The organism is Nocardioides seonyuensis (assembly GCF_004683965.1).
GTDB classification, from domain to species: domain Bacteria; phylum Actinomycetota; class Actinomycetes; order Propionibacteriales; family Nocardioidaceae; genus Nocardioides; species Nocardioides seonyuensis.
In genome coordinates this window covers 3,372,783-3,394,307 of record NZ_CP038436.1, presented here as the reverse complement: position 1 = coordinate 3,394,307, position 21,525 = coordinate 3,372,783, and the positions used below count along the sequence as shown (strand labels likewise).

Below are 21,525 nucleotides of genomic sequence, written 5' to 3'. Positions count from 1 at the left end.
ATGCTCCCACGGCCGGTTAGGCTCCCGACGTGGAGCATCACCTGCCGCAGTCGGTACGGGTCGAGCGCCGGGCCGTGGACGAGGCCGAGTCGCGCCGCGCGAACGGACCCGACTGGGACCGCTACGCCGACGAGTACCAGGCCACCCACGGCGACTTCCTGGGCGACGCAGGCTTCCTCTGGGGACCGGAGGGCCACACCGAGGACACCCTCGGCGTCCTCGGTGAGGTCGTCGGGCGAGACGTGCTCGAGGTCGGCAGCGGAGCGGGGCAGTGCTCGCGCCGGGTGCGCATGCACGGGGGCCGAGCCATCGGCCTCGACCTCTCCCACCGCCAGCTGCAGCACTCGAGCCGGCTCGACGGCGAGACAGGTGTCGCGGTCCCGTCGGTGCGAGGCACTGCGACCCACCTGCCGTTCTCCGACGCCTCGTTCGACATCGTGTTCTCGTCCTTCGGGGCCCTGCAGTTCGTCCGCGACATCGACGACGCGGTGGGAGAGGTCGCCCGGGTGCTGCGACCCGGTGGGCGCTTCGCCTTCTCCATCACGCACCCGACGCGCTGGATGTTCCCCGACGATCCCGGCGAGGCGGGCCTCACCGCGACGCAGTCCTACTGGGACCGGACGCCTTATGTCGAGGTCGACGACGCCACCGGAGTCGTGGCCTACGTCGAGCACCACCGCACCCTGGGCGACTGGGTGCGACTGCTGAGCTCCCACGCGTTCGAGCTCATCGACCTGCTCGAGCCGGAGTGGCCCGAGTCCCACGACCGGGTCTGGGGTGGCTGGTCACGCACCCGCGGCATGCTGACGCCGGGCACCGCGATCTTCGTGGCCCTGGCTGCGGGCGGCGAGCGCTCCTAGGCGGTGGCGTCCCGCGACCGACGACGCATGATCGCGACGCCGAGCAGGAGCAGGACCAGGCCCAGGACACCCAGGACGATGGGGGCCCAGATGCGGACGATCTTGAGCTGGGTCGCGAGCGAGGAGTAGGTCTCGACGTTGTCGGACACGGTCTCGGGGTTGTAGCCGATGACCACGTCGGTCAGCGTGGCGACGTCCTCGCCCTCGTAGTTGGCCATCGAGAGCTGGTCCTCCTGACCGCGGATGATCACCCCGGTCTCCGGCTCGACCCACAGGGTCCGGGTGTTGGAGTAGATGCGGTCGATCGTGACCTCACCCTCCTCGTCGATGCCGAAGAACGACGCGGGGGCGTTGATGTCACCCACGTCCGTGGCCGGGATCTCCTGCTCGAAGCGGTAGACCTCCATGCCCTCGATCGTCTCGGTGTCCTTGTACTCGATCTCGGTGGCCTCACCGAGCGAGCCGTCCCAGAACCGGTAGTCCTGCTTCTTGGTCTGGAAGGGGAACTTGAAGTAGAGACCGTCGAAGCCGATCGTGTTGCGGATGCTCTCGCCGTTCTCGTCGGCGGTGGTGCTGGTGAAGGTCCCACAGCACTTCACGGCCTCGCCGGTGTGGCGGTCGAACGCAACCCGGTCGTAGGTGGCCGACCGTGGCGGGTCGTCGGTGTCGATCTCCTCGCCCGGCTCGTTGGTGTAGACGAGGGTCTCCCAGACAGCGATCTGGCGCCCGAGCTCGTCGCTGGCCTCCTCGGAGGCCTCGACGTCACCGACGACGTTGCGCGTCGACACCAGGTCGACGGTGATCTCCTCCTGGTTGGCGATGTCGAAGATGGTCGCGCCAGGACCCTCGGAGACCGAGACGGTCTCCTGGTCGAGCGGCACCACAGCCAGCCGGTCGTAGGCGTAGAAACGCACGAGGAGAGCCAGTCCCAAGAGAAAGACGCCCACGCCCGTCAGAATCACTCCGAGCTTGCCGCTCACTCCACGCTCCCTCATTCTGGAATACTTCCGGTAAGACTGCAGGAACCCATGGGCACCGCGCCGAACGGTATCAGCCGACCGGCGCGCGGTTCGTCACAACGTCAACATTGGTTCTGTGGCGCGAGGTACTCCCCGACCACGAGTGCGTGCGCCGTGTAGAGGAGGCGGTCGTAGGGCGTCCCCCATGCCTGGTCGAGTGGCACTTCTCGCCAGGTGTTGTGCGTGGGCTCTCGCTTGAGCGCACGCAGGCGGGTGAACTCGATCTCTCCACTGCGGATCTGGTCGTCGAGGTCGCAGTTGTAGCCCACGGGATGCGTCACCCACAGCATCCCCCCGGGCTTCAGGTGGGCCTTCAGGCGCCGGATCGCCCGCGCGGGCTTGGCGGGGTCGACGACATCCTCGTCCAGTCCGACGTGCTCCAGTGTCGAGATCGCCAGGACCAGGTCGAACTCGCGTTGCAGGTCGAGGTCCGCGACATCGAGGTTGAGGACTCCCGGCGCCTGTTCGTACTTGTCGACGATGCTGTGGGGGTCGCTGACGTAGTGGCTCAGGACATTCCCGACCTCGAGCACGTCGGCACCTGCGTGTCGGGCGAGGATCTCGCGGGCCAGCGCGACCTCGACCGCACGCTCATTGAGCCAGGTGTAGTGATAGGGATGCACGAAGTAGGGCAGCGCGGCACCCTCCCACTGGAACGAGCCGGACGAACCGCCCGTCCGCGGATGTCCTCGCAACCACTGCCATCCCCAACGGAGGCCCGAGGCGAGGACCGTCGCCACGCCACGCTCGCGCGCGAACGCCGCCAACCGGGCCAGGACTGCAGGGAGGCGTCGCAGCGGCGGCATGACGGTCACAGTAGTGGGGAGGCCGACCTGTCGCGTGCAATAGTCCCCCCATGGTGCGCCCGGTCCCGTCTGGAATCGACGTCACGTTCCCGGCGCTCGACTCGCTGCGCGCCGTCGCGGCCATCGCCGTCCTGGGCACGCACGCGGCCTTCTGGTCGGGCGCCTACTCACAGCCCGCGTGGGGTACGACGCTCGCGCGCCTCGACGTGGGCGTGGCGATCTTCTTCGTGCTGTCGGGCTTCCTTCTCTCCCGGCCTTGGATCGCGCGGCACCGGGCCGGCGTGCCTGCGCCGTCCACCGGCCGTTACCTCTGGAAGCGGGTACTGCGACTCGGTCCCGTCTACGTCATCACCGTCGTGGCGACCCTCGCCGTCCTTCCCGGCAACCGGGACGCCGGTCCGGGCGATTGGGTCACGACCCTGTTCATGGGAAACATCTACGTGGATGACACGCTGCCGGACGGGCTCACGCAGATGTGGAGCCTCGCGACAGAGGTGGCGTTCTACGTCGCTCTGCCGATCCTGATGTGGCTGGCCCTGTCCCGCCGCACCGGCTGGGACCGGAGACCAGACCGCACCCTCGCCGTCGCGGCCGGGATGTTCGTCGTCACCGTGGTCTGGCTGCTGGACCTCTCCGTCCGGTGGGACCACGGCGGCACGATGATCAGGCTCTGGCTGCCCTCCTACCTCACGTGGTTCGCGGTCGGGCTCGTGTTCGCCTGGTGCGACGTGCGCGCGCGAGTGGACCAGCCGCAGCCCGTGGATCGACTCACGGCCGTCCTGTCGGAGATGGGCCGGTCACCGGGACTGTGCTGGGCCGCAGCGGCGGCGCTCCTCGCTGTCGCCGCCACGCCGGTCGCGGGTCCTGCAGACCTGACCCCACCCACGCTCGAGGCGGCGCTTACCAAGAACCTGCTCTACGCGGCCATCGCGGGGCTGGTCATCCTGCCCGGCATCTTCGCGCACACGGACGGGTACTTCGTCAGGATCCTCGCGCACCCGGTGCCGCGTCACGTGGGTCACCTCTCCTACGGCGTCTTCTGCATTCACCTGCTGCTGCTCGAGCTGATCTCGGACTGGCGGGAGATCACGCTCTTCGAAGGACGCGGCCTCGAGCTCTTCGCCCTGACGCTCATGGCCTCGCTCCTGGTCGCGGAGGCGCTCTACCGGGCAGTGGAGCTCCCGGTCCTGCGGCTGCGCAACGTGCGACCGCCCTGGGCAAGATCGAGCGAGACCAGCGCCCCGAGTGCGAACGCCACCAAGAGCTGGGGGGCCACCAGTGCACCGGCCCAGCCGTCGTCGGAGCCCAAGGGCCGCCACCAGTAGACCAGTGACGTCGCGACGATCGGGAGGGGGGCCAACCAAGCGACCGACTGCGCGGTGAGCCACCGGCGAGCCAGCAGCGCCGCGCCGGCACCCACGACGCCACAACCGATGCCCGCCCATCCAGCGACCAGGCCGAGGGCGGCCAGCCCTGCCAGGGGGACCGTCCAGACAGCCACCCGGGTACCCAGGGCCGGGCTGGTCGAGGAACGCCGTCGAGCGGCCAGGGTGCCGATGAGCAACAGCAAGAAGAGAGCGGCACCCCCGGCGAGCGCCACTCGGTAGGCCAGGTCCGGGGCGAAGCGAAGCTCCAGGCGGTCGGTTCCGGCCGGGACCCACCACGCCTGCTGCCAGCCGTCAACCACTGCAGGCACAGCGTCTTCACCTGCCTGTGTGGCGGCCTCCCAGCCCGGATTCGCGTTCTGTCGTACGACGGCCAGGGCCGAGGACTCCGGGGCGAGGAACTCGACCTCGCCCGCCACCGGCGAGTCCATCCGCAGGGTCGCGTCCGCTCGCACGGGACCGGACGCTGCACTCCCCGGGAGGCTGAAGAGGATCCGGGTCGGACGGAACGCCGGAGCGGGCGTCATGACCACTCTCGAGATCTTGGCGCCGAGCTCCAGGGTCGACGGCCCGCAGACGCGCACAGGGACCTCGTCGCCGTCGAACAGCTGACGTGGCGAGGCGATCACCGTGGAGGCGTAGACCTGGTCGGCGACGCGGACGGTCGGTCCGAACCCGCACCCGATGTCCGTCGGGACCTCCGACAGGTCCAGTGGCAGGAGCCCGACCCCCTCGATCCTCAGCTCGCCGATCCCCACGGGCAGCGGCCGAGGGTCCGCGAAGCCCGTGCGGCTCTCCCCCGACGTGGAGTCCAGGACCCTGATCTCGAGTCGGCTGGTGCGAAACGGGGTGACCCGGGCATGGCCGTCCCGGTCGAGACGCACTGTCTGTCGTCCGCCGGGGTGGATGAGCTGGACGCGTGTCGGCGCAGCCGCTGGTGCCTGCCTGTCGAGGCTCAGGCGCACAGCGCGGACTCGCCGATCGCCGATCCAGTTGATGCTCAAGGACGGCGTCTGGTCCTCGACGTCGGCCAGCCATGTCGTGCCCAGGGCACCGTCGACGGCCGCCACTGCCGAGGCCCGGGCGTCTTCGACCCCTGTCGAGGACGCGGAGACGTTCACGAGCTGCTGGCGCTGGATCAGGCCGGACAACGCATCCCCGGCGATTGGTCGCGCCGTCGCGGACACCTCGTACGCGGCACCCTCACCTAGCCGCAGCGTCCGGTCGATGACCCCACCGTCCTCGTCGGCCCGGGCGCGATCCGCCGCGCAGCGGACGTCGGAGTCGAGGAGCACGCAGGCACCGCGGGCGGGAGTCGAGGAGAGGAGGACATCGTCCGGAGCTCCCCAATCGGCGGGGACCTCCGGAAGAACAAGCGTGCGGTCGAGGTCGAGGCCTTCGACCTGCACTTCGGCGACCGCGAGCTCCCGGGGCGTCTTCCCCGCAGCTGTCACGCGGATCCACGACGTCGCGCCACTCGGCACCTCGAAGCCGACGGAGGTCCCGTCGGGCACGAAGTGGGCCTCGGACGCGCCCGTCTCGGTCTCGACCACCATGCGCTGGGGGACCTCTCCCGCCGAGTCGCCGGCCAGCACCGTGACACGCTCCACCTCCCGTGGCTCGTCGAGGACGACCCTGACCCATGGATGCTCGTCGGATCGCGGTGGCCCTGACTCGTAGACCGTCTCGACCCGTCCGTCGAAGGCGAAGTAGGGAGCAGCCTCGGGCAGCACCGCGCCCCTGGTGTCGGCGAAGGCGCGCGAACCCGAGGCATCGACGGTGCGTGCCCCGTCGAGCTCGACGGTGGTCTCCCACCGATCCTGGCCCTCCAAGAGGTAGTCGCGCGCCGGGGCACCACGGCGCCCGTCGTCGGAGGGCGACAACGTCAGCGAGCGTCCGTCGTGCACGCGGGCGAATGTGGCCTCTCGTCGTCGCAGGCCGTCGGTCACGATGAGTCCACCGTCCGCCGGACCCTCTGGAGCGTCGACGGCGAGGAGCACTGGCTCGTCCCCGACGAGCCCAGCATCCAGCAGGTCGAGGATGTTCTCGGGACCCCCCACCACGACAGGTGGTGTGGTGGCGAGCACCGCGTCCTCGGCGCCACGTACCTCGTAGATCTCGACAGCGGGATAGGACGCGTGCCAGCCGTCATCCACGACAACGCGCTTCGAGCCGCGTGCGCGCAGTCGGACAGGTCCCCCGAGCTCAGGCCCGAACTCTGCGACCTTGCGGAGTCCCGGGGAACCGTCCAGTGCCTGGTGAACCAGAACGGGCGAGGGTCGATCGCCGGAGGCGCTCAGGTCGTTGCGCACGACGACGTGGCCGATTCCGGCCCTGCGCAGGAATGCGGCCAGCCCCTGGGACGGCCTGCCTGCAGCGAGCCGAGCCTCGATGGCATCGAGCATCCGGATGTTCCCCGGAGGCGCCAGGGGTATCGCGTTGCGCAGCGCCCAGTCCACAGTCCCGAGCGCCTGTGCCGGCTCGTCCTCGGGCATCCCCCACTGGTAGGTCGCAAAGCTGGAACCGGGGACCAGCAGGGCAGTGGTTCGCTCGGCGTCGCCAGCAGCCTCGGCCTCCAGCCACGAGAGGCTCCGCTCCCAGTAGGTCGGGACAGACTCGAAGTCACCGGAGGGAGCGAGCCGCCCTGCGAGCGCTGGGCTGGCCACGCCGACCACGGCGACCCCGGCGAGGAGCAGGACACCGGCGTAGGCCACGCGCTCGCCGTCTCGCAGCCACGCGCGGACGGAGAACGGAACGGTGGCGGTGCCCTGCGCGCGTGCCGCGATCGCCGCCAGGACGTGTGCCAGTCCCAGGACGAGGGTGAGTCTCACGAGCGGCTCGAACTTGTGCACGTTGCGCAGCGGCGCGAGGGCAGCATCCAGGGCGGCCTGCTCGGCGCCGGCGAACCAACCCTGGACGGCGCCGGTATGGCCGAACGAGACGAGGACGACGCCCATCAGCAGTCCCAGCATCAGGAACCGCCGGTGCGGGTTGCTGCCCAGGGTCATGCCCACGAGTCCGAGCACGAGCAGGACCGCGCTGTTCAGCGCGATGTAGCCAGTGGCGATCAGGTCGTTGCCTGCCTGCCACGTGGGATCGACGTACGGCACCCAGTGGGAGGTCCCCCGCAGCACGTCGAACAGGGTCGTGGGCACGGTGGTGACGGCGGAGCTCTCGATGAAGTCGAGGAAGGGCGGGCTGTAGCGACCCAGGAGCAGCAGGGGAACCAGCCACCACAACGTCGCGACGAGGACGAGACCCGGCCACCACGTCATGAGGGTCCGGCGACGCGCTCCGGGTTCGCGCGTGAGCAACCACAGCACGCCCAGGGGGATCACCGCGAACGTGGCCGCCGCGTTGACGCCACCCACCGAGGCGACGGCCAGGGCCGACAGGGCTGCTGCTCGGCGCGCAGAGCCCGTGCGAGAGCCGGTGACCAGTGGGACGAGCACCCACGGCGCCATCGCCATCGGCCAGGCCTCGATCGAGATCGGCCCGAGGGTGGTGAGGACCCGTGGCGAGAGGGCGTAGGCGAACCCTGCGACGATCCGGCTCGTCGGCGAGCCGAGGTCGAGCGCCCGGCAGAGGGCGACCACGCCCAGGAAGGCGGCCACGAGCAGCAGTGACCACCACAACCGCTGCACGACCCATCCAGGGGCCGACATGAGATCGCCCACCCAGAAGAACGCCCCCATGGGGAAGAGGTAGCCGTAGGCCTGGTTCTGGACCTGCCCGAACCCGCCGGAGGGGTCCCACAGGTGCAGCGCTCTCTCGAGCATCGCGCCCGGATCGGCGACGAGGTCGAACTTCGTGTCGCTGGCCAAGCGACCCGGTCGCTGCGAGAACGCCAGCGCGACCAGGGCGAGGCAGCACACGGCGAGCCTGAATCGCCGGGTGACCGCCATCTGCCCGGTGCTGTCGACGCCGCTCGTCATCGACGACGCAGGACGATGACCAGGTTCCACGTCACCACTTCACGCACCACTGGAAGCGCTGACAGCCAGCGGGCCGCCGCGGGGTTGTAACGCGGGACGACGTCCAGCACCTCGGCCCCGGTCTGGTTGCGCGCCCACCTCGTCCCCGCAGCGACAGTGACAGGGAAGAGGGACTCCCCGAACCGGTTCTTGGGCTCGTGCCCGTGGCGTCGGGCATAGCGCCGTCGGGCACGGTGTCCCCCGAGGTAGTGCCAGGGCGCCGTCTCGTGGCCGCCCCATGGCCCGTACCAGACGGTGTAGGAGATGAAGGTGATCCCACCCGGCTTGGTGACCCGGACCATCTCGTCGGCCATGCGCCACGGATCGGAGACGTGCTCGAGGACGTTGGAGGAGTAGCAGACGTCGAATGTCTCGTCCGCGAAGGGCAGCTCGAGCCCACTGCCCAGGACGGTGCGCGAGGAGATCGACCCCAGACCGGAGAGTTCACCCACGTCTGCGTCCAGCGCGAAGTAGCTCGCCCCCGCCCCCTCGAACGCCTGGCGGAAGTATCCGGGGCCACCGCCGACGTCGAGCATTCGGCATCCCGCCAGGTCGGCATATTGACCGACGTGACCCACCGAGTCCGCCGCGAGCGCGCCGTAGAACACGTCCGGCTGGGTCTGCTCGAGGCGGAACGCACGGAACAGCCGGACGGAGCGGCGAAGTGTGGGTGCCCAGGCCAGCGGTTCCTGGGAGAGCTGCTGTGACACCCGGCGACTGTAGCCGATGCTCGGCTCCAGGATGCGTGAGCGACTAGCGTGGCTGTGTACACCGACCGCCGAGCTACGAGGGACACGTGAAGCTGATCGTGCAGATCCCCTGCCTGAACGAGGAGGAGACCCTTCCTTCCGTCCTGGCGACCATTCCGCGCCAGGTTCCGGGCGTCGACGAGGTCGAGATCCTCGTGATCGACGACGGCTGCACCGATCGCACGGTGGAGGTAGCGCGAGAGCACGGTGTCACCCACTTCGTCCACCACGCCCGCACCCAGGGCCTGGGCCGGTCGTTCCGCGACGGTGTCGTGCGCTCACTCGAGCTGGGGGCCGACGTCGTGGTCAACACCGACGGGGACAACCAGTACCCCCAGGAGCGCATCCCCGACCTGGTGCGGCCCATCGTCGAGGGGCGCGCCGACCTGGTCATCGCAGATCGCCAGACCCACCTCATCGGACACTTCTCACCCCTCAAGAAGCTCCTGCAACGCGTGGGGAGCGCTGTCGTCAACCGCGCCGCCGGCACCGACCTGCCTGACGCCGCCAGCGGGTTCCGCGCCTACTCACGGGAGAGCCTCATGGTTCTCAACGCGATCACCCGCTTCAGCTACACGATGGAGACGATCATTCAGGCGGGGAACAAGCGCCTGAAGATCGAGAGCGTGCCCATCACGACCAACGCGAAGTCGCGGGAGTCGCGGCTCTTCCGCTCGACACCCGAGCACGTGGCGAAATCGGCAGCCGCCATCGTCCGGTCCTACATGATGTACAAGCCCTACGTCCTGTTCGCCTGGCTCACCGCGGTGTTCGGGTTCCTGGGGATGATCCCCTTCGTGCGCTACGGGATCCTGTGGCTCCGCAACCGCGAGGACGGCCACCTGCAGTCTCTGCTCCTGGGCGCACTGCTCCTCATCCTCGCCTTCATGAGCCTGATGCTCGGAGTCATCTCCGACCTGATCCGCAGCAACCGCGTCCTGATCGAGGACAACCTCGAGCACACCAAGCGCAGCCGCTTCCACGTCCCCTACCCGGGAGTGGACCTTCCCGCTCGTGCGCCGGTGCGAGGACTGGACCGGGCGGCCGAACGCTGAACGAGACAGTCGTGCGCCCACCCCCCAGGGGTCGCGCCCTCCGCGCCACGCTCGCGGTGCTGATCGTCCTCGGCAGTGCCTACGTGCTGGCCGCACAGGGCGAGGGCCTCTCCACCGCCGTGCGCGAGCTGAGCCCGGGCAGGGTCGCCCTCTCGGCTCTCGCTGCGATCGTCGGAGGCATGTGCGTGGAACGCACCTGGCTCTCGCTGCTGAACGGCTTCGGCGTGGACGTCCCCCACCGCGACGCGGCCGCGGGCTTCTACACGACCCAGCTGGGCAAGTACGTCCCCGGCTCTGTCTGGCCGGTCCTGGCCCAGGTCCATCTGGGGGCCCGCCTGGGCGTGCCGCGGCGCATGATGCTCGGCGCGAGCCTCCTCCTGCTGGTCATGGTCACCGCGAGCGGCACCGTTGTCGGGGCACTCCTGCTGCCGTGGTCGAGCGCCGACAGCATCGCCAGGTACTGGTGGTTGCTGCTGCTGCTCCCGGCCCTGCTCCTCCTGCTCCACCCCCGCGTCGTGATGTGGCTCATCGACCGCGCCTCGCTGGTCACGTCGGTCGAGCAGCTCGACGCCCGTGTCTCGCCGCAGGCAGTTCTCCGTGCCGGGATCTGGTCGGTCCTGGGCTGGGTGGTGCTGGGCTGCCACCTGCTGGTGCTGTTGTCCGCCTACGAAGCCCTCGACCTGCGTCTTGCCGTGGCCTCGGTCGGAGGCATCGCCTTGGCCTGGGCCGCAGGACTGGCATTCATCCCGGCACCGGCGGGGGCAGGCGTCAGGGAGGGGGTCCTCCTTCTGACGCTCGCGCCGCTGGTGGGGACGCAGCCGGCACTGGCCGTGGCACTCGCCTCCAGGGTGCTCCTCACCCTGTCCGACCTGACCCTCGCCGCTGGGAGCGTGAGCCTGCGAGCGCTCCGTCGCATCATCGCCGAACGAGCAGCGAGGTCTGCTCGGGGTAGGGAAGAGTCGGGGTCAGCCCCCTGAATACCTGCTCGCGCAACCCGGACCCCGTGATGGCTCGCCGGTAGCGGCGGCGCCGGCTGTTGTCGAAGACGATCAGCCCGTCGGGCGAGAGCCTCTCGATCGCGGCTCCCAGGCATGCCTCACGGGCACGACCGTCGATGACCACCAGGTCGAAGGACCCCGGTACGTCATCGATCGCGCCGACGTACTCCGCGAAGTCGAGTCCTTGGTGACCTTCCTTCCGCGAGGGCAGGGCCGGGTGCGTTCTGGCGACCGGTGGCACGACCGACAACGCCACGTGTGGATGCTCCGCGAGGACAGATCCCATGAGCTCCGCGAAGCCCGCGTCGTGCTCGACGCTGTGCACCTGCCCTGCACGCCGCGCCAGCCACACCGTGCTGGCTCCCGAGCCATACTCGAACACCCTGACGGGTGCCGGGCGAGCAGACAGCCACTCCTCCACGGCCGCGATCGCGCCGTAGGTCCACCAAGGGACGTCGAGCTCCACCAGCGCGTGTGAGTCGTGCACCCGGGTGAGGCTGTGCACCCAGTGTCGCCACCTGCGGTCCAGTGGCGGCGCCCCGCCGTCGAGCCCGAGGAGGTCGAGTGCCCGACCTGCACCTCGCACGGACCTCGTGTAGATGCGCTTCATCGTCGCGAGGGAACGCATGGGGTGAAGCCTAGTGCGCGTGCTAGGTGAGGGGGACGCCCACATGCGTGTTCACGAGGCAGAAGTTGGTCTCGGGATCGGAGGACTCGAGCTCGAGGATCGCGGGCCTGCCGTTCTCGAGCCGACGGTGCAGGACGACGAGCTCCCCCACCATGTCGAGCGTGGCCGACCCACTGGTGACGGAGAGCTCGCTCCCGTCCTGGTCGTAGGCCCTGAGCGTCACCCGGTTGGCATGCGGCTGGTAGAGCTCCAACTGAAGGAACCACTCCTTCACGCCGGACACCTCGGAGAGCCTGATCCGTGTCGTTCCCAATCCGTGCACGTGGATCCCACAGCTCTTCTGCCGACGCCCGCTGAAGTTGGCCACCTTCACGAACTTGGCGGGCACCAGGGCTCCCCGGTCGTCCACCACCAGCCGGCCGGTCGTCTGTCCGCCGAAGGCCGCCTCGACACCGGCGAGTGCCAGCAGGTCAGACACGTGCATCTGGGAGACATAGGGGACGACGGCCTCGGGAAGGAGAGTGTCGTAGATCTGCACCCCTGGCCCACGCTCGGCCGTGTCCTTCAGCAAGGCGGAGGTGTAGTCCTCGGCGGGGTTCTCCCAGAACACCGAGGCGAAGGAGATCGCGGACACCACGCTCGAGACCAGCAGAGCGACGGCGGGGGCGACGAGCAAGGTCGACGTCCTGCGCCCGTCGGAACGTGAAGCTGCGGACCTCGTCCCGGCCGGGGTGCGAGCCGGCGTCGACCCGAATGCCAGCACGATGCCCAGGGCAAGCGCGAGGGGGACGTAGTAGCTGTAGCGCAGAACCTCGGGAATGAGCTCGCCCACGTAGTACCACCGGCCCAGCCCGACGAGAACCAGGCTCGTCAGGACGGTCCACACGGGAAGTGCCCAGGCAACCAACGCGACCCAACCCGAACGTCGCAAGCTGGTCACGATGAGGCCGACCAGCGCAACCTGTCCCACTACGAGGAGAGCAAGCGGCGGGTCGGCGTAGGCGCTCCACTGGTTCGGGAACGCGTAGAACTGCCAAGGTCCGCCAACCAGTGCTGGCCCGAGGATCTCGAGCCAGCCCTGCCCCAGCAGCCACCCCGCATCGCGCGCGGTGAACTCCGACGACGGGCTGTTGTAGTCACCACTGAGGTAGAGGCCGGCGAAGACCGCAAGCCCCAGCGCCAGCATGAGCCACCCCGGCCACAGCGCCAGGCCGCCACGCAGCCGCGCCCGCCAGGGACCCCGCTGGAGGAAGACGAACGAGAGCGCGGGCAGGAAGAGGAGCGTGGGGAGTGTCTGCTGGGCGAAGGCGAGCATCACCAGGACCAGCACGGCGACGAGCGCGGCGTCTGCGAGTCGTCGCTCGCGGACGAAGCGCACGTGGGCGAGCATCGCCCCGACAAGGCACGCCTGGCTGACCCCAAGACCGAGTCCGCTGTTCAGCGCTGCCGTGCCAGGCACCAGGTAGGCGCTGAACGCGTAGCCGAGCAGCACGATCCAGAGCCACGGGCGGGGACCGACCAACGTCTTGAAGAGGCGCCACAGGAGCACGGTCGTGAGCGCCTGGAATGCCACGCGAACGAGGACGGTGACCCACCACTCGAGTGGTGCAGCCCTGTTGAGGAGCCAGTAGACGAGCCGCTGAGCGGCACCGAAGTGCCCACCCAGGGTGCTCGTGAGGTAGTCCCAGTCGAGCGGCCTGCCGTTGGCGTAGGCGAGATTCGGGAGGTCCGCGCCGCTGAACCAGCCGCGCATCATGATGAACCCCAGCCACAACGACTGTCCGAGGACGATGGCTGTGAGAGCCAGGTGCTCGCGCGACAGCGTCAAGGAGACGGTCGGCGGTGCTGACTTCTCGGACCCGACGTCGCCGTGGGTCATGGTGCTCGCCATGGCGCGCAGGCTATCCCACCTGCCCGGCCCAACGGTGGCTTCCTCAGGACCTGGTCGGGCGGGTCAGCGCACGACCGGACACGACCCCGACGACGAGTGCGGTGATGACGTCGGCACCCGGGTGCGGAGTGAGGATCGACGGAGAGCCCAGTGCGACAAGGGCGGCGACCACCAGGGCCCCCGCACAGATGAGCCAGATGAGCCAGTCGCGTCGGAGGCGGACGATCCGGCCGAGCAGAGCCCCTGCAGCAAGCGGGAGCGACACAAGGGCGAGAGCCACCAGCACGACGGCATCTCTAGCCCGTGTGCGGGCAAGCCCGCCGACACCGGCCAGGTCTGCCGGCTCCGGCGAGGGAGCCGTGGACCTGCCACGGCGTCGCACGGCCACCAGCATGACGACAGCCAGCAGCATCAACGCCACCGCGAGCACCAGTCCCCCGATGAGCGCGACCTCGAACAAACCCTGGGGCGCGTAGGTCAGCTGCACCGTCCCACTCGTGCCGGCTGGCAGCACGAACCCCTGCTGCCAGCCCTGCAGCACGACGGGTTGCAGCTCCTCTCCGTCCGCAGTGGCGCCCCACCCGCGGTTGAAGCTCTCGCTCACCGCCAGGACGGACTCCGAGTCAGCTTCGACCTCGACCGTGCGCTCCGTCGCAGACCACTCTGTCACGACGGGGGCACCGAGCGACCGGGCCGGAACCACGGCTGCGGCCGGCGAGAGGGAGAGCGTCGTGACAGCGAAACCGGGCGGATTCGTCACCCTGATCCGGTGCTCACCTCGAGGCAGCACCAGTGTGTCGGCGCCCTTGCACGGGGTGACGGCGAGCTGGCCACCCGTCCTGACGTCCTCGAGCGTTCCGCGCAGGCGGGTCTGCACCTGTCGACCCGCAACCTCCACCACTGGGCCGAAGCCACAGACAGTCCCCGTCGGTGTGCTGGGCCCCGGCGCGTGCTGCAGGTCCATGATCCCGCGCACGACCAGCTCTGAGATGCCGACACCACCGGGTCCGGCCGCACCGAGCGCGGTCACTCTCAGCTGGCGCGTGCGCACGGTCCGCATCTCTCCAGCACGGGGACCCGAGGTGGTCACCACCTGAGGTCCACCGGTCCCCGGTCCGGCGTCGACCAGGAGAGCTTCTGGCAGCTGGCCGGGGTGGTCGGGCGAGCGGCTGGCGCTGAGACGAGTCACCTTGCGTCGTGGTCCCCAGGACAGCTGCAGCGTGGGCGAGGGATCGTGCGGGGCAGAGGTCCAGCCGGTCGACTCGTCGCCGTCGAACGCCAAGGCACCGGTGACCGCGGGGTCCCCGCCGAACGTGGAGCTCACATCCACCCGCACCAGGTCGTCCTGCAGCGGGACGCGCAGCTGCTCGAGGCCGGGGCCGTCGGTGGCGATCGCCCGCCCCTCAAGTCGCCAGCTCCCCCCCTCGGTGACCGTGATGATCCTGTCGAAGCCTCGGGCCTCGGAGGTCTCGCGCTGGCGGCTCACGGCGCAGCTGACCTCTCCACTCTCACCGGCCACGAGGCAGGCACGGCGTGGCGCCTCGCTGGACATGAAGACGGCGGTACCGGATGAGACCTCCCCCGGCAGCCTCAGGGACCTGCTCACCTCGTGGTCGGCGATGCGCACGTCCGAGAGTCGCACCCGTCCAGAGGGTGAGGAAGCCGCCAGGACGGTGACCCGAAGCCTGGTCGCCGCAGGATCTTCCACGTCCACCCAGGGGACGGTCCCGTCCGCCCGCACCTCAGCCACCACCGAGTTGTTCTCGGTCGCGATGCGAACGGACGTGACACCTACCCCGGAGGAGACGTCGAAAGCGAGCGACACACTGCTCACCTCGGTAGGGCGTTCAAACCTGGCCTCCACCCATTGCCCCTCGGGGCGCGAGTATGGGGCTGTCTCCCAGTTGGTGAGGTACGACTGGTCGAACGCCGCGTAGGGGTGGTGCTCGGGACTCACGGCGCCCAGGATGTTCGCGTAGCCGGCGGACGTGGACGCGAGGATCTGGGCGACCCCGTCGTACTCCGCGGTGGTCATCTGCTCTGGGATCGCGTCGTCGAGGTAGTCGTGCGCCTGCCTGTCCAAGCGGTATCGGTCCTCGGCAGTCATCACTCCTGAGCGGCTCTCGTGCACGCGCCCGAAGTTGCGCTCGATGCGCCGCAGGCTGTCGGTCACCACATCCGTCTGCTCACCGTCCGTGGCAAGGACAACGGCCTGGTCTTCGTCCACCAGGCCGGCCGCCCTCAGTTCCGGCACCACTTCCGGACTCCCGGAGACCACCGCCCGCCCACCCCAGTCGCGCACGTCGACCCGCGGCTCCGCGTCGTCGCCCACCTCGTAGACGACAAGCGCGGGGCCACCGTCCACTGACTCACCGAAAGTGGCAGACACCTCTGCACCGGGGAGGTTGTTCATCGCGGCGTGTACGACGGCCGGTGCAGGGGCATCCGTCGCCTCGCGGTCGAGGTCGTTGCGAACGATCACATGCGTGATGCCCAGAGCGCGCAGCGCCTCTGCCAGCCCATCCTGCGGTCTCGCCTCTGCCACGGCCTGCTCCACCGAGTCGAGCAGTCTGAGGGTGCCTGCCCGGGAGACGGTGATCTGCGCGCGAGCCACCCAGGGAGGGGGGTCGAGCACTTGGATGGGCTCGTCGATCGTGCGACCCCAGGTCTGGACGCCAAAGCTGGTGCCGGGCAGGACCATGACCCGGGTTGGCCCCGGCTGATCAGTCACGTGGTCCACCGCGGCACGCCAGGTCGATGGCATCGCCTCGAACCCGTCATCGGTCCTCAGCGAGCCGGCTGCCGCCGGTATCGCGGCGACGGCGATCAGGAGTCCCGTACCGGCAAGCTTCAGGACGCGGGACGCCCGCTCCGCCTGGGCCGACCTGCCCAGACGCGGCGCCCACGCCGTCACCCAAGCAGCGATACCCAGGCTCAGGGGCAGCCGAACCAACGGGTCGAACTTGTGGATGTTCCGCAAGGGAGCGAGCCAGGTGTCGAGGGCGACCAGCCACGACTCCGAGAAGAGCGACCCGGCCCAGCCGCCGCTGCCCGCCGTGAGCACCGCCATGCCGATCACGAGGGACGAGACCAGCACCCGCCGCTCCCAGAGCCCGCGCTGCAGGAGCCCGACAAGACCGATGGCGGCGACCAGCACCGTCGTGAGCAGCAACAGGCGGGAGGACGCCAGCTCGTACGCACCGGACCACCCGACCGGGCCGCCACCTGAGAAGTGGGCCACCCAGTGGTTCGCCCCTCGAAGGGAGGACAGCCACCCCGTTGATCCGGCAGTGCTCTCCGCGGACTCGATGAAGTCCAGGAAGGGGGGACTGTAGTAGCCGAGCAGCACGAGGGGGACGAACCACCACAGCGAGGCGACGCCCACGAGAGCGCCCCATCCCAGCAGATCGCGGACTCGGTGACGGAGCGTTCTCCCGGCCGCTGTCGCGAGGAGGAGAGCCGGAAAGATCACGCAGGCGAAGACGAGGGTGGCGTTCTGTCCACCCATCAGGGGAACCGTGGCCGCTGACAGCACGAAGGCGATCCGCCCGCTGAGTTGACCACGCAGGTAGAGAACCAGTGGGAGCACGGTCCACGGCAGCACCGCGGCCGGCAGGCTCTCGCCGCTCAGGCTGCCCACAGTGGTCAGGACGCGCGGGGACAGCATGTAGGCGAGACCCGCCAGGATCGCTCCCGATGGTCCGACCCCGGGCCAGCGAGCTGCGAGCCGTCGTGCGCCCTCGTAGGCCAGCAGCATGACCGCCGCCGACCACAAGCGCTCCCAGATCCACATGGGGATATCCATCAGCTCGCCCAGGAGGAAGACCGGGCCCATGGGGAACAGGTAGCCCGAAGCCTGGTTCTGCAGGCCACCGATCGCCCAGTCGGCGTTCCACAGGCTGGTGCTGCGGGCCAGCAGGTCGGCTGGATTGAGTTGCATGTCCAGCTTGGTGTCGAAGGTGATTCGCCCGGGCTGCTGGACCATGTTGAGCAGGATGACCGAGCCGACGACGACGAGGTGGACACCCATCCGCCAGACTGACGAGCCACGCGCACGCGACTGGACCCGGAAGATCAGACCGTCGACCACCGCGACTGCCCTTCCGTCGTCGATCCACGCATGCCTTCGGCAGTCTATATTCTGCGTCGGTACTCCGGATCATCCGGGCCTCTGCAACGTGAGGAAGTCTTCGTGGATGATCATGCGCCTTCGACGTTCGACGCCACCTGGGAGATCGCCTCGGACATCCCGGGGTGGTTGACGAAGGACCAGGCCCGGCTCCTGCACCAGGCCGTCGGGGATCTCGACGACCCCTTGGTCGTCGAGATCGGTAGCCACCAGGGCAAGTCCACCGTGATTCTCGCCGCAGCCGCACGCGAGCGCGGCGGACGCGTCGTGGCAGTGGACCCCTTCATCGAGGGGCGCCTCTTCGGCGGAGTGTCCACGAAGACCAAGTTCCAGAACAACATGGAACAGAACGGTCTGACCGAGTCGGTGGAGCTGCTGACCGACTACAGCACGCGGGCACGCCCCGGTTGGACCCGATCGATCGACTGCCTCTACATCGACGGCAAGCACGACTACTGGACCCTGGCCGATGACCTGAAGTGGTCCGTCCACCTCCCTGAGGGGGCGCCGATCCTGATCCATGACTGCTACTCCTCCATCGGCGTCACCCTGGGCGTGCTCGCCCACGTGCTGCCGTCGCGGCGAATCCGCTACGAGAGCCGCGCAGGTTCCATGGCATTGTTCAAGGTGGGAAAGCCGTCGTGGCAGGACCGCGTCAGGATCCTTCGCGAGATGCCCTGGTGGGTTCGCAACGTGGCAGTGAAGGTCCTGCTGCGTCTGCGCCTGCGACGCCTCGCGGCACGGGTCTTCCAGCACGAAGGACCCTACGACCCCTTCTGACCGGTCTGGCTGGACCCTGGCGGCGTCAAACCCGGCTCATCGACCACGAACACTTCACAAGACGGGTAGCGTGCGAGGCATGCAGGGAGCTTCCCCCGCGACCCTTGCGGGACGCCACATCGTCTTCTTCAACTGGCGCGACACCACCAACCCCGAAGGCGGGGGCTCCGAGCGGTACGTCGAGGCCATGGCTCGAGGAGTCGTCGCCCATGGGGGTCGCGCAACCATCTTCTGCGCCGCCCACGACCAAGCGCCCGCCGACGAGGTCATCGGCGGCGTCGAGTTCGTGCGGCGCGGCAACCACGTGGCGATCTACCTCATCGGCGCCCTGAGGCTCCTCCTCGGGACCTTCGGCAAGGTCGACCTCGTGGTGGACGTCCAGAACGGGCTCCCCTTCTTCACACGTCTGGTGACACGGGCCCCCGTCGTCGTGCTCGTGCACCACGTGCACCGTGAGCAGTGGCCGATCGTCTACCCCGGTCTGGTCGGTCGCCTCGGCTGGTGGATCGAACGCATTCTGGCTCCATGGTTGTACCGCCGGTCTCAGTACATCGCCGTCTCTCGCGCCACGCGCGGTGAGCTCATCGCCCTGGGTATCGGCCAGGACCGGATCGCGGTGATCCACAACGGCACATCACCCCCACCCGCCGTGGAGCACACACGTAGCACCCAGCCCACGCTCTGCGTGCTGGGCCGCCTGGTCCCGCACAAGCAGGTGGAGCACGCGATCGACGCAGTCGTGGCCCTGCGCGAGACCCACCCCGATGCCCATCTGATTGTCGTGGGCAACGGTTGGTGGGACGCAGACCTGTCGGAGTACGTCGCCAAAGAGGGCGCCGCGGACTTCGTGACCTTCACCGGACACGTCAGCGAGCGTCGCAAGCACGAGATCCTGGCGCAGTCGTGGCTCATGCTCCTGCCGTCCCTGAAGGAGGGGTGGGGCATCGTGGTCGGCGAGGCCGGCAGCCAAGGAGTCCCCACGATCGCCTACTCCACAGCCGGGGGGACTCGTGAGTCGATCTCTCACGACAAGTCGGGACTGCTGGTCGACACCCCCGCGGCCTTCACCGAGGCGGTCAGGCGACTCGTCGAGGACGACGCAGAGCGTGAGCGTCTGGGACGTGGCGCCCACGCCATGTCCCACACCTTCTCATGGGCTCACTCCCAGGGCTCGTTCGTCCACGTCCTCAGTGAGGTGCTGAAGGGCGAGCGAGTGTCCAGCGAGGACCCTGACGGACCCTCCCCCGTCGACCAGCGGAAGCGCTCCTGGCGGCGAACCGGACGAGTGGCGAACTAGCGGGTGGTCTCGTTGGTGCCGTAGTCCATCACGGTCTGCTCGGGCTGGGCCGGAGCGCTGCTCACGGTCTGGACCACGCCGACAGTCGTCAGGGCAGCAAGCAGCAGACCGACGAGTACGGCAACGATGCCCGCGATTCTTCCCTGCACGTCAATGGCTCCACTCCACTAGGTGACGGTCACGGTAACATCTCGTCGTCGGCGGGGTCGCATTTCCGCGCAACTGGGCGCCTCACGCGCCACAGCTGCACCAGCGCCATGCACAGGGCGCCGCCAGCTGCTGCCCAGGCCAGCACCAGCAGCAGCAGCTCGGGCACTCTCCCGGTCCACGGGTCCGAGGCACGTACCTCCTCGGCGGGCAGCTCCCACAGGGTCAGCAGGTCGCCCCTGTGGAGCACCTCCGAGTCACCCGGGGTGGCTGAAAGTCCTGGGGCGGAGGCCCCCAGAGCGCGCTCCGCCTCGTGGTCGACCACGACCCAGGCGATGCCCAGCTCGCGCAGGGCCTGTTCGACGCCCTCGTCGTCAGGCGTGCGCAGGATGCGGGCGACCTCCTGGGCGCGCACGTCCTCCCCGGGGATCTCGCGGCCGGAGACCACCAGGACGTCGCTGGACAGGTAGTTCGCCGGGAGGTATCTCTCGAGAGGGTTCAGCGTCCTGCGACCGTCGTTCCACGGTGGCAGTCGGAAGGGCGTGAAGGGCAGCAGGAGGAGGTCACCGCTGCGCCCTGCCTCCATCCGCTCGCTGAGCGCGCGCTCGGCCTGCGCGTACTCCGTCGGGTAGCCGACCGCATCGAGTCGACCGGAGAGCCCGAGCGCGGCGTCGGGCATCAGTGCCACGGGGCTGAGGGCCAGGGCCGTGGCCGCCACGACGCCCCCCGACCGGATGGGTACGGCCGATGCAGCGCGCGCCACGCCCAGCCCGAACAGCGTCGCCTGGAGGGGGGCGAGGAGTGCGATGAATCGAGAGCCGTCGCGCACGAGACCGGCTCCGGGGACGTGGGCGACCACCCACCCGACCGCTCCGGGCACCAGCGCGCCGGCGGCCGCGAGCAGCAGGCCGACCGCTCCGGCGGCGAGGAGGACGGACCGGTCGGAGGCGGTGGTACGACGACGCCAGCTCGCGATGCCCGCAGCACACATCGACAGCACGACCAGGAGTGCCACTGCTGCGGGCCACTGGGTTCGCGAGACGGGCACCACCTCGGCGTTCCAGATCCCTCCCAGGCCCATCAGCGCCAGCACGGGCGGGAGCGGGCCCTCGCCCTGAGCGGCGAAGACTGTCACCGCATCGGGGTCACTGAGCGTGGCGGAACCGTGAAGGGCACCAGCCACCACCCACGGAGCGTTCAGGGCACCGGCCGCTACGCAGGTCCACGCGACCCGTCGCACCGATCCGGCTCCTGGAAGGGCCGCGCTCAGCAGCGCGAAAACGGCTGCCACGATGCCTCCGACCGGGCTCAGGCTGGCGAAAGCCATCCACAGCACCAGCGCTGGCAGGCGCCGACCTCCTGTCGCCCAGCTGCGAGCGTTGAGATAGATCCACGGCAGCGCGGCGTACGCCATGAGCAGGGGCCAGTGGCCGATGCCGAGACGTTCGACGACGAACGGGTTCCACACGTACAGCGTCGATGCTGCCCACGGCCCGACGCGACCGTCGCCGGGGACCATCCGCCACGCACCGGTCCCGGCAACCACCAGCGTCCCCAGCAGGACGAGCTTCTGCAGGAGCATCCCGGGCACGACCTCGTCGACGAGGGCAACCACGAGATCCGTGGGGACCGCCCGTGGCAGTCCCGAGCCGAGGCCCAGGAAGTCGCTGCGCACGGCCAGGTCGGGCACCCACACCATGTCGTAGGAGAGGACGTATCCCCTTCCCAGGGAGCCGCCCAGCATGAGCGCCCCCAGCAGGAGCGACCAGAGCGCGGGTGTCGCAGCAATCACGCCTGCACCGACCCG

At 69.3% G+C, this 21,525-nt stretch carries 14 protein-coding genes and 1 pseudogene; 6 read left to right on the top strand and 9 right to left on the bottom strand.

The genetic code is table 11. The features are described 5' to 3' along the window. Positions 1 to 29: 29 nt before the first annotated feature. Complete coding sequence (locus EXE58_RS16450; protein ID WP_135268860.1) at positions 30 to 860, top strand: class I SAM-dependent methyltransferase; 831 nt, start codon at positions 30 to 32, stop codon at positions 858 to 860. Here EXE58_RS16450 and pgfA read toward each other — a convergent pair. Continuing rightward, positions 857 to 1,855, bottom strand: coding sequence for a cell envelope lipid trafficking protein PgfA (pgfA, locus tag EXE58_RS16445; protein ID WP_135268859.1), 999 nt, complete (start codon positions 1,853 to 1,855; stop codon positions 857 to 859). The two genes, EXE58_RS16450 and pgfA, sit on opposite strands and share 4 nt — an antisense overlap. Before the next feature lie 86 nt (positions 1,856 to 1,941). Next, a complete protein-coding gene (locus EXE58_RS16440) occupies positions 1,942 to 2,685 on the bottom strand; it encodes a class I SAM-dependent methyltransferase (RefSeq protein ID WP_135268858.1) in 744 nt (247 codons plus the stop codon). A 50-nt stretch (positions 2,686 to 2,735) separates the two neighbouring features. Here EXE58_RS16440 and EXE58_RS20160 point away from each other — a divergent pair. After that, positions 2,736 to 3,818 (top strand): annotated as a pseudogene (locus EXE58_RS20160) (acyltransferase family protein); the annotation flags it as partial. 29 nt (positions 3,819 to 3,847) lie between these two features. Here EXE58_RS20160 and EXE58_RS16430 read toward each other — a convergent pair. Both EXE58_RS16430 and EXE58_RS16425 read right to left on the bottom strand, forming a co-directional pair. Further along, positions 3,848 to 8,005: a DUF3367 domain-containing protein gene (locus tag EXE58_RS16430; protein ID WP_135268856.1), complete on the bottom strand. Its 4,158-nt coding sequence runs from the start codon at positions 8,003 to 8,005 to the stop codon at positions 3,848 to 3,850. Then, on the bottom strand, positions 8,002 to 8,754 hold the full coding sequence (locus EXE58_RS16425) for a class I SAM-dependent methyltransferase (protein ID WP_244242271.1): 753 nt from the start codon (positions 8,752 to 8,754) through the stop codon (positions 8,002 to 8,004). Before EXE58_RS16425 ends, EXE58_RS16430 begins: the two co-directional genes overlap by 4 nt. An 86-nt stretch (positions 8,755 to 8,840) precedes the next feature. Here EXE58_RS16425 and EXE58_RS16420 point away from each other — a divergent pair, with 86 nt between their 5' ends. Further along, complete coding sequence (locus tag EXE58_RS16420; protein ID WP_135268855.1) at positions 8,841 to 9,848, top strand: glycosyltransferase family 2 protein; 1,008 nt, start codon at positions 8,841 to 8,843, stop codon at positions 9,846 to 9,848. Positions 9,849 to 9,859: 11 nt separating this feature from the next. Next, entirely contained in the window at positions 9,860 to 10,825 is a 966-nt protein-coding gene (locus tag EXE58_RS16415) for a lysylphosphatidylglycerol synthase domain-containing protein (protein WP_167288968.1), read from the top strand. Here EXE58_RS16415 and EXE58_RS16410 read toward each other — a convergent pair. From EXE58_RS16410 to EXE58_RS16400, 3 genes are read right to left on the bottom strand one after another with little or no spacing between them, the layout of a single operon-like run. Beyond that, positions 10,764 to 11,474 carry a class I SAM-dependent methyltransferase gene (locus EXE58_RS16410; protein ID WP_135268853.1) on the bottom strand — a complete coding sequence of 237 codons (711 nt, stop codon included), beginning with the start codon at positions 11,472 to 11,474 and terminating at the stop codon, positions 10,764 to 10,766. The two genes, EXE58_RS16415 and EXE58_RS16410, sit on opposite strands and share 62 nt — an antisense overlap. Before the next feature lie 22 nt (positions 11,475 to 11,496). Further along, the gene (locus EXE58_RS16405; protein WP_135268852.1) at positions 11,497 to 13,365 is read right to left on the bottom strand and encodes a hypothetical protein; all 1,869 of its coding nucleotides are present in this window, start codon (positions 13,363 to 13,365) and stop codon (positions 11,497 to 11,499) included. Positions 13,366 to 13,408: 43 nt separating this feature from the next. Further along, positions 13,409 to 17,395: an alpha-(1->3)-arabinofuranosyltransferase domain-containing protein gene (locus EXE58_RS16400; RefSeq protein WP_167288966.1), complete on the bottom strand. Its 3,987-nt coding sequence runs from the start codon at positions 17,393 to 17,395 to the stop codon at positions 13,409 to 13,411. A 162-nt stretch (positions 17,396 to 17,557) separates the two neighbouring features. Between EXE58_RS16400 and EXE58_RS16395 the strand changes: the two genes are divergently transcribed. Beyond that, complete coding sequence (locus EXE58_RS16395; protein WP_208544057.1) at positions 17,558 to 18,274, top strand: class I SAM-dependent methyltransferase; 717 nt, start codon at positions 17,558 to 17,560, stop codon at positions 18,272 to 18,274. A 79-nt stretch (positions 18,275 to 18,353) separates the two neighbouring features. After that, on the top strand, positions 18,354 to 19,571 hold the full coding sequence (locus EXE58_RS16390; RefSeq protein ID WP_135268849.1) for a glycosyltransferase family 4 protein: 1,218 nt from the start codon (positions 18,354 to 18,356) through the stop codon (positions 19,569 to 19,571). On the opposite strand, the gene EXE58_RS19570 is transcribed toward EXE58_RS16390, so the two are convergent. Together EXE58_RS19570 and EXE58_RS19565 are read right to left on the bottom strand one after the other, a co-directional pair. Continuing rightward, the gene (locus EXE58_RS19570) at positions 19,568 to 19,720 is read right to left on the bottom strand and encodes a hypothetical protein (RefSeq protein ID WP_167288964.1); all 153 of its coding nucleotides are present in this window, start codon (positions 19,718 to 19,720) and stop codon (positions 19,568 to 19,570) included. The two genes, EXE58_RS16390 and EXE58_RS19570, sit on opposite strands and share 4 nt — an antisense overlap. A 29-nt stretch (positions 19,721 to 19,749) precedes the next feature. Further along, positions 19,750 to 21,510, bottom strand: a complete 1,761-nt coding sequence (locus tag EXE58_RS19565; protein ID WP_167288962.1) for an MmpA family trehalose lipid delivery protein — start codon at positions 21,508 to 21,510, stop codon at positions 19,750 to 19,752. Positions 21,511 to 21,525 lie beyond the last annotated feature (15 nt).